This is a genomic window from Rufibacter sediminis, assembly GCF_014269285.1.
GTDB classification, from domain to species: domain Bacteria; phylum Bacteroidota; class Bacteroidia; order Cytophagales; family Hymenobacteraceae; genus Nibribacter; species Nibribacter sediminis.
Genome location: NZ_JACOAF010000008.1, coordinates 180,198 through 196,318, shown reverse-complemented (window position 1 = coordinate 196,318; position 16,121 = coordinate 180,198). Strand labels below are relative to the sequence as shown.

The following is a 16,121-nucleotide window of genomic DNA, read 5'->3' as shown; positions in this document are numbered from 1 at the left end:
ACCCCTCTTTATCTCCCCTCAAGGGGAGAATTCATTCTTGAAGCGGTATTGATGATTGATAATGGACAAATCGTTCCTGATTCTCACTATGGCGCGGAAGTTGACTGAGTAACCACTTCTACAAAACAAAAAGCCCCATGTACTTCCCTGTTAAGGGCGCACATGGGGCTTTTCTATGTTCTAAACGTCTGCCTACTTCTTAGACGTTTTAGGAGCAGACGTTTTCTGGCCGGGTACTGGGAAGCCGCGATCGCGCATCAAAGCGTCAATTTTGGCGTCGCGGCCGCGGAACAGGCGGTAAGCCTCGGCGGGGTCCATGGAGTTGCGCGGGGCGAAGAGGTATTTCACCAGCTTGGCGGCTACTTCTTTGTCATAGAATCCGCCGGGGGCTTCTTCAAAGGCTTCGGCGGCATCTGAGGTCAGGACATCGGCCCAGAGGTAACCGTAGTACCCGGTGGCGTAGCCTTCGCCGGAGAACACGTGCGTGAAGTGCGGGGAGCGGTGACGCATCACAATCTCTTTGGGCATCTTCAGGGCGGCCAGGGTTTCGCGCTCGAACTTGTCAGGGTCTAGGCCGGTGGGGTCTGGCAGGGTGTGGTACTTCATGTCCATCAGCGCGGAAGCCAGGAACTCAGTGGTCTCGAAGCCCTGGTTGAAGGTGGCGGCTTTCTTGATCTTGGCCACCAGATCAGCGGGCATTACTTTGCCGGTTTGGTGGTGCTTCAGGAACTGGTTGATCACCTTGTCAGTAGACAGCCAGCGCTCCAGCAACTGGCTCTGGAACTCGGTGTAGTCGCGCACGCCGCTGTTGAGGGTAGGGTATTTCACGTTAGAGGCCAGGAAGTGCAGCGCATGCCCGAACTCATGGAAGAAGGTGGTGGCATCGTCCCAAGAAACCAACACCGGGTCGCCAGGCGCAGGCTTCACAAAGTTGGAGTTGTTGGACGCCAGCACGGTTTTCTTGCCGTCAAAGGTAGAGAAGCTGCGGTACTGCGAGGCCCAGGCCCCGGAACGCTTGCCCGGACGCGCGAACGGGTCCAGGTACCATAAGCCAATGTGCTCCCCAGTGGTTTTATCGGTGACTTCCCACACTTTCACGTCTTCGTGGAACACGGACACGCTGCCGGCGGGTACCGGTTTAAACGCGAAGTTGAACAGCTCACCGGCGGTGTAGAAGATGGCCTGCGTGAGGTTGCCCAGCTCCAGGTACTGCTTCACTTCGTCTGAGTTCAGGTCATACTTCTTCTTGCGCACTTTCTCGGCGTAGTAGCGGTAATCCCAGGGGGCGATGGTGATTTTGGCGCCGCTGGCATTGGCGACCGTCTGCATGTCTTTCACTTCTTCCTTCACCCGGGCCAGGGCAGCGGGCCACACGGCTTCCATCAGGTTCATGGCGTTCTGCGGGTTCTTGGCCATGCGGTTCTGCAAACGCCACTCGGCGTAGGTGTCATAGCCCAGCAGTTTCACGCGTTCATCGCGCAGCGCCAGAATACGGGTGATGTTCTGGTTGTTGTCGTTGGCATCGCCGTTGTCGGCGCGGGAGTAGTAGGTGTTCCAGACTTTCTCGCGCAGGGCCCGGTTATCAGAATACGTCAGGAACTGGTCCATGGAAGACCGGGTGTTGGTGATGGCGTACATGTCCGGTTTGCCGTTGTCAGCGGCAGCTTTGGCGGCGGCCTTCACGAATGACTCCGGCAAACCACCCAGCTGGTCTTTGGTGATGTAGGTCACGTACTTTTCTTCATCCGCCAACACGTTGTTGCCGTAGGCCGTGTACAAGGAGGATAGTTCTTTGTTGATGGCGGCATAGCGCTGCTTGGCCTCGGGGCTCAGGCCCGCGCCTTCCATGGCGAACTCCTCGTAGATGAGCTGCACGGTGCGCTGCTGATCGGCGGGTAAAGGAGATTTCTGGGCATTGTCATAGACGGCCTTGATGCGTTGGAACAAACGCGGGTTCTGCGAAATCTGCGACCGGAAATCAGAGATTTTAGGCGCCAGTTCGGCTTGTATTTTCCGGTACTCGGGGGTGGACATGTTGCTACCCCAGATGCCGTAGTAAATGAAGGCTCGGCCCAGGGCCTCGCCAGCTTTCTCATAAGGCACAATGGTGTTCTCAAACGTGGGCGCGGCCGAGTTATTCACGATCGCGTCGATGTCAGCTAAGTGCAGGGCCATGCCTTTTTCCATGGCTGGCTTGATGTCCGCGAGCTTCATCTTGTCGAACGCCGGAACGCCACCGAAGGGGCCGGTCCATTCGGTTAGCAGCGGGTTGTCCAGTTCCTGCTTCACCTCGGTAGCAGCCGATGTGGCGGGAGCCGTGGCGGTGGGCTGCTGGGGTTGCGTGGAGGTACACCCCACCAGGGCCAGCATCACCAGGAAACTTGGTTTTTTAGAAACTAGTAACGTTTGTTTGCTTATCATAGGTTCGGTTTGTGCTGAGGTGCAGCAGGCACATCGGCGGGTAATTTGAAACTTAAAGGTACTAAAAACATCGCAGAAACGCTTTACCGTACCGGCATGGGCAACTCTTCAAATAAATAGCCTTGAGCCGTTTCAGGAGGGATTTCTGAAAAAGAGGCTTAAAACGCCTGCGCCTAATCTGTTGAAGTTCTGGGAAAGGTTTGGTATTCCTGAAAGGGCAACCACAAGGGATTGCCCCTACCAACAAATGTAGGGGCAATCCCTTGTGGTTGCCCTTGCGCTGCCATTTTGATAGTGGTTATAAATGTCCTTACCTTGCCAAAGCTTAATCCGCCGTTTTCTGCCTCTTTTTGGGAAATCAGCCCTGAAACGCCCATGCATCGCCCCTTTCCTCTGGAGGCAGAAAACGAACCCTTCGCCAGAAAATCATTACCTTCAACCTTTGGAAACACAGGCAACATGGCGGACAGAGAACAGGCACCAGCGGCAAAGAGCACCCACCCCACTGAGTATGAAGTACCCGGCATCACCGTTTCTTCGCTGACGTACGCTCTCATTGCGCGGCACTCCTCCGCCGAGGCCATGGCGGGCGGCACCCTGGGGCTCGACCTGCATCCGGTGCAGATCGAACTCAATGCGGCTACTTTTTCGGGCACTTCGCCTTTGGGCCGTTTTCCGCTTGTTTCTCTAAAACAGCACGAAAACGGCATCACGCTTTCCTGCGACTGCGCCGCTCCCAAACAAGCTTTGTGTTCGCACCAATCGCAGGTGCTGCAAACGCTGCTGAACCGGCAGGAACTGAAAGTTTTCTTTGACGCGGCGCTGCGCCGGGAGAAGATCAAGCCCATGGCCGCCGAGTACGGGCTGGCCGGGGAAGCTGACCTGGATCAGTATTTCTCGCTGGAGTACGGGCACAAAAGTCTGGTCATCAAGCCCCGGCTGCGGGAACTGCTGCCCATCACCCCGGAGTCACAGGTAGTCCTGCAGGAGAAACTGGTGCCCGCTCCCACGCCGCCCTTTCGGCTGGCCGGAACGCCCCGGAAAGAGAATACCCAGTTGATCATGGTGCTGGGCGAGCATAAGTACTACAAGCACCTGAACGTGGAACTGCTGGAGGCGGCCACTACCCAAAGCGGGAAAATCAAGAACCCGCTCAAAACCCTCAATCCGCTGGATTTCATCTGGAAAACCGACCGGGTAGAGGAAATGAAATTCTACACGGCGCTCTCCCGTTTCCAGAACAACTACAACTCTGAGCCCACCGAATCCGATCTGGAAGCACTCAAGGCGCTGGCGCAAAATCCGCTGGGGCTGCACGTGTACCAGCACAACCCCGAGGTATCTAGCAACATCACCGCCAGTTCGGTGGTGCCCGTGGAATTGCGGAAAGCGCCGCTGGAGCTGGTGCTGGAGGTACACGCCAAAGACAATTTTTACACCATCACGCCAACGCTGCACATAGAAGACCAGCCGTACGCCTTGCGGCACTTGCACTTGAAATACGGGCACTTCCTCCAGATAAAACATCGCCTGTATCTGCTGGACAACCCCGACCTGCGCCGCGTGCTAGACTTTTTCCAGAAGCGGGGCGAGTACCTGCTCATCCATGCCTCTAAGTTTGAGGAGTTCCGGGAGACCATTCTGGCCAATCTGGAGACGCGCATCCAGATCTCATACTCCTTCCTGAAACCGGCCACGCCGCAGCAGCTGGAAGAGCAGGGCTTTGATCTGGAGATAGAACGCCTGCTGTACATTTCAGAATCACAGGACTTCATCTTGTTTACGCCCGTGATGCGGTACGGGCACGTGGAGGTACCGGTGTTCACGCAGAAGCAGATTTACGCCAAAGACCTGCTGGGGCAGAGCTTCACCGTGATGCGGGACCGCGAGGCCGAACATAAATTCACGTCGGTTATTCTGCGGGAGCACCCCCAGTTCAAAGACCAACTGCACCTGGACAGCTTTTACCTGCACAAAAGCCGCTTCCTGCTCAACGACTGGTTTCTGGAGGCATTTGAGAGCTGGCGCGAACAGGGCATCACGCTGCTGGGCTTCAAAGACCTGACGGTGACTAAGGTCAATCCGCATAAAGCCAAAATTTCCATTCTGGTGAGCAGCGGCATCAACTGGTTTGACACCTCTTTGGACGTGCAGTTTGGCAAGCAGCGGGCGGGGCTCAAAGACCTGCACCGCGCCCTGCGCAACAAGCAGCGGTTTGTAACGCTGGACGATGGCACCCAGGGCATTCTGCCGCAGGAGTGGCTGGAACGGTTGCAGAAATACTTTGCCGTGGGCGAGGTGGCCGGCGATCACCTGCGCACGGCCAAGATGAACTTCAGCGCCCTGGAAGACCTCTACGAAACCGAAGTCCTGAGCCAGGAGGTGCGCGAAGAACTGGCCTTATACCGCGAGAAACTCACCCATTTCACCCACATAGAAGAAGTGCCGGTACCCGAAGGTTTGCAGACTACGCTTCGGCCGTACCAGCGCCAAGGCCTCAACTGGCTCAACTTCCTGGATCAGTTCAACTTTGGCGGTTGTTTAGCGGATGACATGGGGCTGGGCAAGACGGTGCAGGTGCTGGCATTTCTGCTGGGGCAGCGCGGCAAAGTCGCTCAAAATACCAACCTGGTGGTGGTGCCTACGTCTTTGCTGTTCAACTGGCAGGAAGAGGTAGCCAAGTTCGCGCCCAGCTTAAAGGTATTCACGCTCTACGGAAACCAGCGCGTGCAACACCTGGCCCAGCTGGAGGCCTATGAACTGGTGCTCACCACCTACGGCACCCTGCTCTCAGACATCGCGCTGCTCAAGAACTACCGCTTCAATTACGTGGTGCTGGACGAGAGCCAGAACATCAAGAACCCGCAGAGCCAGCGGTACCGCGCGGTGCGGCTCTTACAGGCCCGTAACCGGCTGGTGCTCACGGGCACGCCGCTGGAGAACAACACCTATGACCTGTACGGGCAACTGAGTTTCGCGTGCCCGGGGCTGCTGGGCAACCAGCGCTACTTTAGAGACATTTATGCCAAGCCCATTGACCAGTTCAAAGACTTCCGGAAGGCCAAAGAACTGCAGCGCAAGATAAGTCCGTTCCTGCTGCGGCGCACCAAAGAGCAGGTGGCCCAGGAGCTTCCGCCCAAAACCGAGATGGTGCTGTACTGCCAGATGGGCGAGGCGCAGCGCGAACTCTACGCCGCCCACGAGCGCGAAATCAGGGAGTTTATCTCGGCGCAGGACGAGGCCGAAATCCAGAAGCACCCCATGCACGTGCTGCGGGGCCTCACGCGCCTGCGCCAGATCTGCAACTCCCCCGCCCTGCTGCCCGACGATGCGGGTGTGGGCGAACCCTCGGCCAAGCTGGAGGTGCTGCTGGAGCAGATAGAAAGCAAGGCACCGCACCACAAGATTCTGGTGTTCTCGCAGTTTGTGTCTATGCTGCACCTCATTGAAACCGCCCTGCAAGCGCGCGGCATTGGCTATGTGACGCTCACCGGGCAAACCAAAGACCGGCAAGGCGCGGTGGCGGCGTTCCAGGGGCAGGAAGACGTGCGGGTGTTCTTGATCAGCCTCAAAGCGGGCGGCACCGGCCTCAACCTCACCTCTGCCGACTATGTGTACCTGGTAGACCCGTGGTGGAACCCCGCCGTGGAAAACCAGGCCATTGACCGCACCTACCGCATCGGCCAGGACAAACCCGTGGTCGCCGTCCGGCTCATCTGCCCCAACACCGTGGAAGAAAAAATGCAGAAACTACAGGCCAGTAAAAAGGAACTGGTGCAGGATTTGGTCAAGACCGATGGCGGTCTGCTGAAAGCCATGAGCAAGCAAGACTTGCTGGCGTTGTTGGGGTGAAGTGTTTATGAAAAAGGGTATCAACCTATCAGTATATTAATCTAATGTATTTTCAAAACTATCTATACCTAAAAATGAAGTAAAGACTTTATCTTTTCTTTTCATCAAGTCTTCTTTTTTCTGTGCTTTTTTGTTGATCAAAGATTTCACAAAACTAACATTATTCTTTATCTGACGACTTACAGTTTTAGATTCATGTATCTTTGCACTTCTTTTTACATATGTAATAAAATTTCTTTTCCCATGATCACTATACCTCCTCAATACTCTTCTTTTAAATATTACATTCCCCTTTGATCTTTTACCATAAGCTCTCTTCAACGTTTCCCTCACATTTGCATGTAGCCTTGAATGATATCTAGACATACTTGATGATCTTACATAAGTGTTATTACCATCAAACTCAAAGCCCAAATACTGCATCCTATTAGACTTACCAACAGGCTTATGCGCTAATAACTTATTGTCAAATGAGACACAAAAATGAGTTATATCTGTTTTACCTTCATGAAGCTCTAAATCTAACTTACAAACTTCTTCTGCAACCTTACTTATAAAATTTCTATAATCTCCAGTTGGACAAATAATTAAAATATCATCACTATACCTTCTATAAAACGCATCATTATCATCAGAAAATTTCTTTAATTCAATATCAAAATTGATCATAAATAGATTAGATAGCAAAGCACTAATTGGGCTACCTTGAGGAATTCCCTTCTCATTTAATTTACCATCCGTTTCATTCCTACAGATCTTTTTACCTTTTCTGATTACATTTTTAAATTCATCAACGGTACATACCCTATCTCTATTTACGCCTCTGCTAAAATTTTCATCCAAGAACTCCTTACTTACAAAACTGTATTTAGTAAGCGATTTGAAGATATTATAATGATCTCTTGGCAAAGTCGGATAACCTAAAATATTACTCCATCTCTCTTTTAACTTTACATGCGATATATTATCAAAGAATTGTTTAACATCAAAGGCTATAGCGGTACATTCTCTTTTCTGCTCAACATATTCAAACGCTTCTTGAGCAAAGTGTATATTTGATTTTTTATCTATACTCCTGTAAGCAATTACATTTTTTATCAACTTCTCAGCTTTCAGTTTTTCTTCATATGCCTCTTCAAGAATCACTGAATACCAAGAATATATTGACGAATCGAAATGACTAGCATAGCATATTTCTCTAATTTTAGGCTCTTTATATCTACGAAGATTCTTTTTATTAGACTTATAATACTCGTACTTAGGAAATATTAGTTTCCCTTTTATAAGTGGAAAGAAACTATGTTTCGCTATATTATCTGGATTTGAAAAAAAATTTTTAAATTTTAATTTGACTTTTTCATTTGGAAGCCACAGCTTTCTATCAAAATGCAAATACTGCCTTTTAACTGATCTATTATTTTTAAGGTCGTAGCATTTATACTCTTTCTCAAGCCACTTTTCCCAAATTAAATCAAAGTCCATTACAGAAAAGGTTTAAAAGTCAAAACCCAAGGTCAATCAGACGACGTGATCTATGACCTTGGGTGCAAACATGTTGGAATTCCACCAAACACATCATCTACTTGGTATTGCCAAGAGTAACGTCAATGGACAAATGTGATAATGAGAACAATTTCAAACTTCCTAGCCAACAAACTTATGTTTCGCACTATCCTAGCATTCGCTCTGTTTAATGTCAACCTGACCAGTAATCAGCTGGAGCAGGAAGTTGCAGATTTATCGATAAATGTGGAACTTCCGGTTGAGATCAACGTTAAATGCGTCCTTTAAGCCTTGCGCTTAAAGCATAACAAACATACAAATTTCATATTTAAAAACAATATACTTTAATACGCATATTTTTTTTATAATAATTAAAGAATTAGAGTTTATGCTGGACTAACGTGATTGTTTGAATACGGCTGTATTCTCAACCTTAACTCCTCTAAACTAATCTAGTTCTAACTTCCTCTAACCTCTACCATAGATGAGTTGGCAAAGTAACCTTCTATGATTAGCATTACCGGAATAGGGCACCAGAACACTGGAGACTCGGAGAAGTACATCCTCTAGTTGAAAAGCTAAATAATTTTGGACATGACTTTATATATAGTCCCCTCGAACCGAGATAAAGACATTCCTACGATCTGTACCTAGCATTTCTGTTCAACTAGAAGAGACATGTTTCAGCCTCTTTTCCTAAAAACAGCCCATAAACGCACCTTCCCCTACTCCCGCAGCTTCTTCAAGGTCGCCGCTCAGTTTCTCATGGTGGAAGATGGAGTCATGCACCACGCGGGCCTGTTGGCCGGTGTCCTCGGCTTTCTGGAAGAAGAGGTTGTCCACGTGACAGTTGGGTGTCTTTGAAGTACTGGCCCATGTTCTGCAACAGCATCTTGGTTTCCTCCAGACCGCGTAAGGTCTAATTAGAAAACCGACAAAGTCCATTTTGGGCCTGTTTTCCCAAAAACAGACCCAAAACGCACGGGTGGTACTTCTAGCAAAGAAACCGAACCTCTCCTGCGCTCTGGCGGTAAAATCATCCAACACCAACGCCCAACCACGTGCCTTACAGACAACTCACGTTTCTCTTCCTGCTCCTGACTTTGGTGGGCTGCAGCCGTCCCAATCTACATCAGAGAGGATTAGTCACCCAGAAAGCCATGGTGGTCTCTGCGCACCCGCTGGCCTCGGCCGTAGGGTCCGATATTCTGCGCCGAGGCGGCAATGCCGTAGATGCGGCCGTGGCGGTACAGTTTGCCCTGGCCGTGGTCTACCCCGATGCCGGAAACATTGGCGGCGGCGGATTTCTGGTGCTTCGGCAGAAAGATGGCACGCTTAATACCCTGGACTACCGCGAGAAAGCCCCCGCCGCCGCCCACCGTGACATGTACCTCAACGGCCAGGGCGAAGTCATCGAGAACCTGAGTTACAAAGGGCATCTGGCCCCGGGCGTGCCCGGCACGGTAGACGGCATGGTGCAGGCGCACCAGAAATATGGTCGGCTCCCCTGGGCCATGTTGGTGCAACCGGCGGTACAGCTGGCGGCCCAAGGCTTTCCGCTTACCCCCAAAGAGGCCAAAAAGCTGAACCAGCAACGCAAGGATTTCCTCCAGTACAACACCGTTCGGCCCGATTTCATTTTGAAAGACCGTTGGCGCGCAGGCGATACCCTCCGGCTGCAAGACCTGGCCCGCACGCTGGAGCGGATTCGGGACCAAGGCCGGGCCGGTTTCTACGAAGGCCGCACCGCAGAACTGCTCACCGCCGAAATGAAACGCGGCACCGGCATCATCACCGCCGCTGATCTGGCCGACTACCGCGCCGTCTGGCGAGCGCCCATCACCGGACAGGTGGGCGACTACCGCATCATCTCCATGCCTCCCCCGTCCAGCGGCGGCATCTCTTTGATTCAACTGCTCACCATCGCGCAGGACTACCCCCTGAAGGCCTGGGGCTGGAACACGGTGGCCACCTCGCACCTCATGGTGGAAGCCGAACGCCGCGTGTACGCCGACCGCGCCCGGCATTTTGGCGATGCTGATTTCTATGAAGTTCCGGTAAAAGGGCTCTTAAACCCGGCCTACATCAAGAGTCGCATGCAGGGCTATTCGCCCCAAAAAGCCACCTCCAGCAATACCGTATCAGCGGGCACGCCGCCCCTGCCCGAAGGCCCCAACACCACCCACTACTCCATTGTAGACCCAGAGGGCAACGCCGTCTCGGTGACCACCACCTTGAACAGCAGTTTCGGGAGCAAGGTGTTTGTGGGCGGGGCCGGATTCCTGCTCAACAACGAGATGGACGATTTCAGCATCAAGCCCGGTTACCCCAACAGCTACGGCCTGGTGGGCGAAGAAGCCAACGCCATTGCGCCGGGCAAACGCATGCTCAGTTCCATGACGCCCACCATTCTGGAGAAAGACGGCAGGCTGTTCATGGTCATCGGGGCTATGGGCGGCTCCACCATCATTACCACCGTGTACCAGATCATCCAGAACGTAACCGTTCACGGCCACACCATGCAGGGCGCGGTCAACGCCGGTCGGTTCCACCACCAATGGAAACCCAACTGGATTTTGTCTGAATGGGGCGCGCTGGGTTTCGGCACGGGTCTGGGGCTTTGGCTCAAAGGACACAAAATCGCCCCTAAAACGGGAGGCATCGGGCGGGCGGCCGGCATCCTGGTCTTACCCGATGGCACCCTGGAAGGCGGCGCTGATCCTAGGGGCGATGATGCGGCGGCGGGGTTTTGATTTTTTATGTAGGGGCAATCCCTGGTGGTTGCCCTTTTCTGTTTCTAACGTGACTACGCTTCTGCTAGTAGAAAATTTTCCGATAGCCGATTCTCCCCTTGAGGGGAGATAAAGAGGGGTGTTTACAAAGGAGAGTACGAATTCCAGAACCTATATCAGTTCGTATCACAAAGCAAAATCAGCAATGCGTGAACCGGCAGGTGTAAACACCCCTCTTCGCTCCCCTCAAGGGGAGAATCTGAACGTGTGAGGGCAACCACCAGGGATTGCGCCTACCCAATAAAAAATCTGAAAGCGTTTTGGGGCCATTTTCCGCAAAACGGTCCTGAATCAGGCGACCTCCTTGGCTTCTACCGCCAACGGTTCTGATGTAGTGCTTTCCAGCCGGAAGAACAGGCGGGCGATGGGAATGAGCATGAGACCAGCCAGGGCGAAGGCGATGAAGGAGACCTTCAAATCAAACGCGTGCGCCAGGTACCCGATCATGGGCGGCCCGATGAGCATGCCCACAATCCCGAAGGTGGCGATAAGGGAAATGGCGATGCCGGGCGAGTACGTTTTGGAGGAACCAGCCAGCGTATAGGTCATGGGAATCACGGAGGCGGTGCCAAACCCCACCAGCGAAAACCCGATCATGGCGGGCCAGAAACTGGGGAACAGCACGGCCAGCGAAATGCCCGAGAAAACCAGCACGCCGCTCAGCATGTAGGTGGTGCGCATGCCAATCTTGTCAATAATGACATCAGACAGAAACCGCGAGAGCGCCATAAACGACATGAACGTGAGATAGCCCACCGTAAACACTTCTTCTTTCACTACCTGCTGGAAGTAAATGCCGCTCCAGTCAAACATACCGCCCTCGCAGACGGCCGCAAAGAACACCAGCAAGCCCAGGTACAGGATGAACGGATCGGGTTTCTTGAAGGACAGCTTGTTCCCGGACGTGGCCGTATCGTTCTGGATCAGGAAACGGAAAGCCAGCAACGTCGCCAGAATGCTTACCACTGAAACCGTGATCAGGTGCGGCACCATAGGCACCTGCAGGGTAATCAGCAACGTGGTGAAGCCCACGCCTATAATGCCGCCGGTGCTCCACAACCCGTGGAAAGACCCGTTGATTTTCTTGTCAAACTGCTTCTGCACCGTAATGGCCTGCGTATTCACCGCGATGTTGAAGATGCGCATGCTCAACGAGAACAGAAACAACACCACCGACAAAAGCACCGGCGTGGAGGCCAGCCCAATAAAAGAAAGCGCGATGGAGTTCAGCAGGAAACCCACCGCCAGCGGAATCCTGGTCTCAAACTTAGACACCAGCCACCCCGACAGCGGCACCCCGATGAGCGAGGAAATAGGCATGGTGAGCAGGATGGTGCCCAGCTCGGCTTCGTTCAGGTGTAAGGCTTGTTTGATGGTGGGAATCCGGGAGGCCCAGCTGGCGAAATTGAATCCGGAGAGAAAAAAGAACACACTCAACGCAACGCGCTGTTTTTGAAGTAACTGCATGATCCTGAGATAAGGACGCAAAGATGCGCTATTTTAAGTGAGCGGGCCCAAAAACTTCCGTTTTGGGCCTGCTTTCCAGAAAACGGGTGTAAAACGTAATCTACGGATTAAGTGCCCGATGGGTAAAGATCAGGCGGTTCGTTTCGGGCGGTGATGGTTTGGAGGGGGCGCAGCGCCCGGGTGCTGTCTATGTACAGAAAGGCATCATAGCGCTTGGGCATCACGGAAGGTACGTAGTTGCCCAGGTGCTCTATTTTGGGGTTGTACACCACGCCAATGGCCCGGTGCCCCACCGGCCGGTTCAACACCTTGTTTTCCCGTAGGTCCTTTGAGAAAATGATCTTATTGGCGGGGCTCAGTTGGTGCAGAATCTGCTCCCAGCTGCCTTGGGTGGCGGGCGGCACGGGCATTTTTTTCATGGGTGCGCCCCAACTGCTGGCGGCAATCACAGAACCCTGGTAAGACCCGAACCCCACGATGAACACGTTCTCCTCGCCGTATTCTTTGCGCACCAGTTGCCCCACGTTCACCTCGCCACTGCTGGCCATGTCGGTGTAGCGGGCATCGCCCACGTGGGTGTTGTGTTCCCAGACAATGGCCTTGGCCTCGGGTCCGTGGAAGTCCAGCAGGCGTTTGAGGGTTTGGGCCATGTGGTGGTCGCGGATGTTCCAGGACTCGGTGTTGCTGCTCACGGCGGCGCGGTAGTAACGTTCGCCGTTCAGGGCCACCAGCGCGTTCTGCTCAGCCACAAACTGCGCCTCGGTGCGGGGACTTCCCTCCGGCGGATTCTGCCGCTGAATCTCTTTCCAGAGGCGGCTCGTCTCGGCGCGGCAATTCGCCGAGGCGCTGGCCACGGCTTCGGCGTACTGCATGGCATCGGAAGAGAACGGCTGGAAGCACTGGTGCACGCCTTTGGCTACTTTCACCAGTTCGGGGTTGTTTTTGACGTACGGCATCAGCTCGGTCATGGACTCCCAGAGGCAGTACACGTCCAGGCCGTAGAAGCCCACCTTCTCGCCGGCCGGTTTGTTTTGGTTGTAGCCGTTGAGCCAGGTCACCAGACCGGCAATCTCGTAGTTGCCCCACATCCAGGTGGGCCAGCGGTTATACTGCTCCAGCAGGGTCACCGCGGCGGCGCTGTCTTTCCGGGGTCCTTTGATGAAGTTATTCACGCGGTAAGAATCGGCCCACTCGCCTTCCACGGCCACAAAGTCAAAGCCTTTCTCCTGCATGAGCCGCCGGGTGATGGCGGCCCGCCACTCATAATATTCCGCCGTCCCGTGCGAGGCTTCGCCCAGTAAAACGACCTTGGCGTCGCCGATTTCCCGCAGCAGCACATCCAGGTCCTGTTCATTCCTGAGCGGATGATTGGGAATGGTCAGCGTGACGGCTTTTTCTTTCTTCTGGGAGACGGGTTGCACCGGGGCCTGCGCCCCCCTTTGCTGGGGAGGCGCCTCTTTACAGCCCAAAATCAGAAAACAGAGCAAAAACAAGCCCCAACCGCTCCGGCAATTTCTCTTCCTCTTGTTCATACAGCACTTCCTTTCTGGTGAAAAATGCACACATCAACCCCTCTGCGGCCTTGCAGCGCGTTAACTACGGTGCGTAAAAGGCAGGGATTATCCCAAAACGAACCTCCCTCGACTTACGCGCCCAACCCTTTGGTTTCTCCCCCAAGGCCGCCGGTATGCGTCCCCGTGACGCCGGAGTTAGGAGTACCGGTGCTTCCCGACGTTGGATTACCTGTAGTGCCGGTGCTAGTACTACCCGTGATGCCCGATGTTGGTCCAGCGGCGGTTCCGGGGGTACTTCCATGCGCAATGATGGTGGTGCCGTGTAACCCGGCGGTGTTGTTCTGCTGGCGCTCCAGGGTACTGCCGCGGTGCGTCCCGGAGATGGGGTCAGGCTGCAAAGAGGGTTCAGGATGCGCGGGTGGCCAGGTTCTTGCCGAACTCGGGGTAGCCGGGCGTGGATGATTTTTCAACCTGGAATAGTAAACGGCCCCCAAAGCACCGGCCAGCGCCAGCCCGGCCACCGCCGCGATAGTGGTGCCTTTCTTCTTGCTCGAATCCTCGGGTAACCAGCCGCCGTTCACCTTGTTCCAGTTGGTGAGCGGTTCATACAGGTTGCCCTGGTACGGCCGCGATGGTTTCCGTTTGAAGTGCTGGCTGGAAATCATCTTCTGCATGTACTTGTCAAACAGCTGGGCCGGCGACACCAGCCGCTGGAACCGCATCATGCGCGACATATTGCCCACGGTTACCTGCTCCTGCGGTTTCTTGGTGAGCCGGTAAATGGTTCTGGCCACGCGTTTGGCCGGAATCACCGGTTTGGGCGCTTTCACCGCATGGCCCATGTAGTTGCCGGCGTGCTGGAAAATGGGCGTGTCAATGACGGCGGGCATCACGCAGCACACGTGGATGTCTTCCTCATCGGCGAGTTCCTGCGACAGGCTGATGCTCATGCCCCGGATGGCGAACTTGCTGGTGGTGTACGGAATGGAGAACGGCTGCCCCACCAGCGCCACCATAGATGACACGTTGATGAGCGTACCGTAGCCCTGCGACCGAAACTGCCGGATGGCCGCCCGTGCGCCGTAGATGTAGCCAAACAGGTTGATCTCCATCAGTTGCCGGATGTCCTGGGTGGGGATTTCCTCAAAATGCCCGAAAAGCCCTACGGCCGCGTTGTTCACCCAGACATCAAACCCACCGAAGGATTCCCGCGCCTGGGCCGCCAGGGCGTTTATGTCTTCTTCCTTGGCCACATCGGTGGGGATGGCCAGCGCCCGCCCACCCAGGCTGTTGCATTCCTGGGCTACTTCCTCTAAACCGGCCCCAAAACGGGCGGCAAGTACCAGATCATATCCTCTTCGGGCAAACTCAAAGGCGGTAGCCCGGCCAATTCCGCTAGATGCTCCTGTGATGACTGCAATCATATCGCGCTTCTTTTTAAAAGTACATTCCTAGAGTAAAAGGTACGCCGGGGTTGGGCTTAAGTTTTTGGCGGTAAAAGAATTAGGTATTTCCCACATCAGTGAGGTGCGATCTTCCCGCAAAGATGGCAGTCAGGAAATTGGATAGATTTAATTGCTGGGAGGCAGGCTGATAAGGCAACTCAGCCGCCTTCCGAGGTGAATACCTTTCCGCTGGCTGGTGAAAACAAGCAGTAAACGCGATGACAGTATATGCTGGCTTTACGAAAGAGGTTCTTCCTCCCGACAGCCGGGGCGAGTTCTTTCAGATACCGTAGTGTTCCTGCAAAATCTGCACGAAAGCGGGTTGGTTGTGGGACCACGGAATATGACCGCACGACGGAATAATATACGTGCTTGCCGTGGGGAAGCGTTGCCGCACGTATTTTTTGCTTTCGCCGATAATGTCCTGGTCGCCGTAGGTGATGGTGACCTTGAACGCCGGGTCTGGCATGACCGGCAGCAGCGGACTGGTGAGCACCGTTTTCACCGTCTGGTTAATAGCCCTGGCTTTGACGCAGTTTACCTCAAAACGCTCCGGATACGATACCTCAAAACCCCGGTTGAAATTCACCAGCGCCTGGCGGTAAAACGTACGATGGCCTTTGTCGCTCCCCAACACACCCAAGGCAGCGCCCAGGCTCATGGTCAACATTTCCTTTAGGCTGCTTTTCCGGCGGTTGTACCTGGTGATCTCCAGGGAAGTCTCGGCCCACTGGCGGCCGGTGCCGGAAGCGGGGCTGCACAGAAACAGACTCAACAGCCGGTTCTTATGGGTATGCGCATAGATCTCGGCGTACAGCCCACCCCAGGAATGCCCCAGCAAATGGAATTTCTCCAGCTGGAAAAGGTCCGCAATCCGGTTAATGTCAGACGTGTAATGCTCCAGGGAATAGTCCTGCGAAGGATTGGGCGATTTCAGCGTGCCGCGCTGGTGAAACGTAATCACCTGGAAATACCGAGACAGGAACTTGACCAGAAAAGTCAGACCGTTGGGCACGCCGGGCCCGCCGTGCAGGAGAATGACCGTTTCTTTGCCGCTGTTGGGGTACGCCTGGGTGTACAGCGTGGTGTCCTGATTCCGGATGAGCATTTCCATCTGAGCGTACTTT

9 protein-coding genes and 1 pseudogene are annotated in these 16,121 nt (G+C 53.9%); 2 read left to right on the top strand and 8 right to left on the bottom strand.

Annotated elements, in window-relative coordinates; genetic code table 11:
* Positions 1 to 192 precede the first annotated feature (192 nt).
* Entirely contained in the window at positions 193 to 2,421 is a 2,229-nt protein-coding gene (locus H7U12_RS03675; RefSeq protein WP_206683859.1) for a M3 family metallopeptidase, read from the bottom strand.
* 173 nt (positions 2,422 to 2,594) lie between these two features.
* Positions 2,595 to 2,882 (bottom strand): hypothetical protein, encoded by a 288-nt coding sequence (locus H7U12_RS03670; protein ID WP_186633048.1) that lies wholly within the window; start codon positions 2,880 to 2,882, stop codon positions 2,595 to 2,597.
* Between H7U12_RS03670 and H7U12_RS03665 the strand changes: the two genes are divergently transcribed.
* Positions 2,881 to 6,273 (top strand): DEAD/DEAH box helicase, encoded by a 3,393-nt coding sequence (locus H7U12_RS03665; protein ID WP_186633045.1) that lies wholly within the window; start codon positions 2,881 to 2,883, stop codon positions 6,271 to 6,273. The genes H7U12_RS03670 and H7U12_RS03665 overlap by 2 nt on opposite strands.
* A gap of 36 nt (positions 6,274 to 6,309) precedes the next feature.
* Here H7U12_RS03665 and drt2 read toward each other — a convergent pair whose 3' ends face one another.
* Both drt2 and H7U12_RS03655 read right to left on the bottom strand, forming a co-directional pair.
* On the bottom strand, positions 6,310 to 7,755 hold the full coding sequence (gene drt2, locus H7U12_RS03660) for an antiviral reverse transcriptase Drt2 (protein ID WP_186633042.1): 1,446 nt from the start codon (positions 7,753 to 7,755) through the stop codon (positions 6,310 to 6,312).
* Positions 7,756 to 8,472: 717 nt separating this feature from the next.
* Positions 8,473 to 8,619 (bottom strand): hypothetical protein, encoded by a 147-nt coding sequence (locus H7U12_RS03655; RefSeq protein WP_186633039.1) that lies wholly within the window; start codon positions 8,617 to 8,619, stop codon positions 8,473 to 8,475.
* Between the two features lie 218 nt (positions 8,620 to 8,837).
* Here H7U12_RS03655 and ggt point away from each other — a divergent pair, with 218 nt between their 5' ends.
* Positions 8,838 to 10,529, top strand: a complete 1,692-nt coding sequence (gene ggt, locus H7U12_RS03650) for a gamma-glutamyltransferase (RefSeq protein WP_317170744.1) — start codon at positions 8,838 to 8,840, stop codon at positions 10,527 to 10,529.
* A gap of 330 nt (positions 10,530 to 10,859) precedes the next feature.
* Here the strand turns inward: ggt and H7U12_RS03645 are convergent, their stop codons facing one another.
* The 4 genes and pseudogenes from H7U12_RS03645 to H7U12_RS03630 all read right to left on the bottom strand — a co-directional run bounded on the left by H7U12_RS03645 (position 10,860) and on the right by H7U12_RS03630 (position 16,108).
* A complete protein-coding gene (locus H7U12_RS03645; protein ID WP_186633036.1) occupies positions 10,860 to 12,035 on the bottom strand; it encodes an MFS transporter in 1,176 nt (391 codons plus the stop codon).
* A gap of 107 nt (positions 12,036 to 12,142) precedes the next feature.
* Positions 12,143 to 13,567 carry an erythromycin esterase family protein gene (locus H7U12_RS03640; protein WP_186633033.1) on the bottom strand — a complete coding sequence of 475 codons (1,425 nt, stop codon included), beginning with the start codon at positions 13,565 to 13,567 and terminating at the stop codon, positions 12,143 to 12,145.
* 113 nt (positions 13,568 to 13,680) lie between these two features.
* A pseudogene (locus H7U12_RS03635) lies at positions 13,681 to 14,976 on the bottom strand (SDR family oxidoreductase); the annotation flags it as partial.
* 298 nt (positions 14,977 to 15,274) lie between these two features.
* Complete coding sequence (locus H7U12_RS03630) at positions 15,275 to 16,108, bottom strand: alpha/beta fold hydrolase (protein WP_186633027.1); 834 nt, start codon at positions 16,106 to 16,108, stop codon at positions 15,275 to 15,277.
* Positions 16,109 to 16,121: the final 13 nt, after the last annotated feature.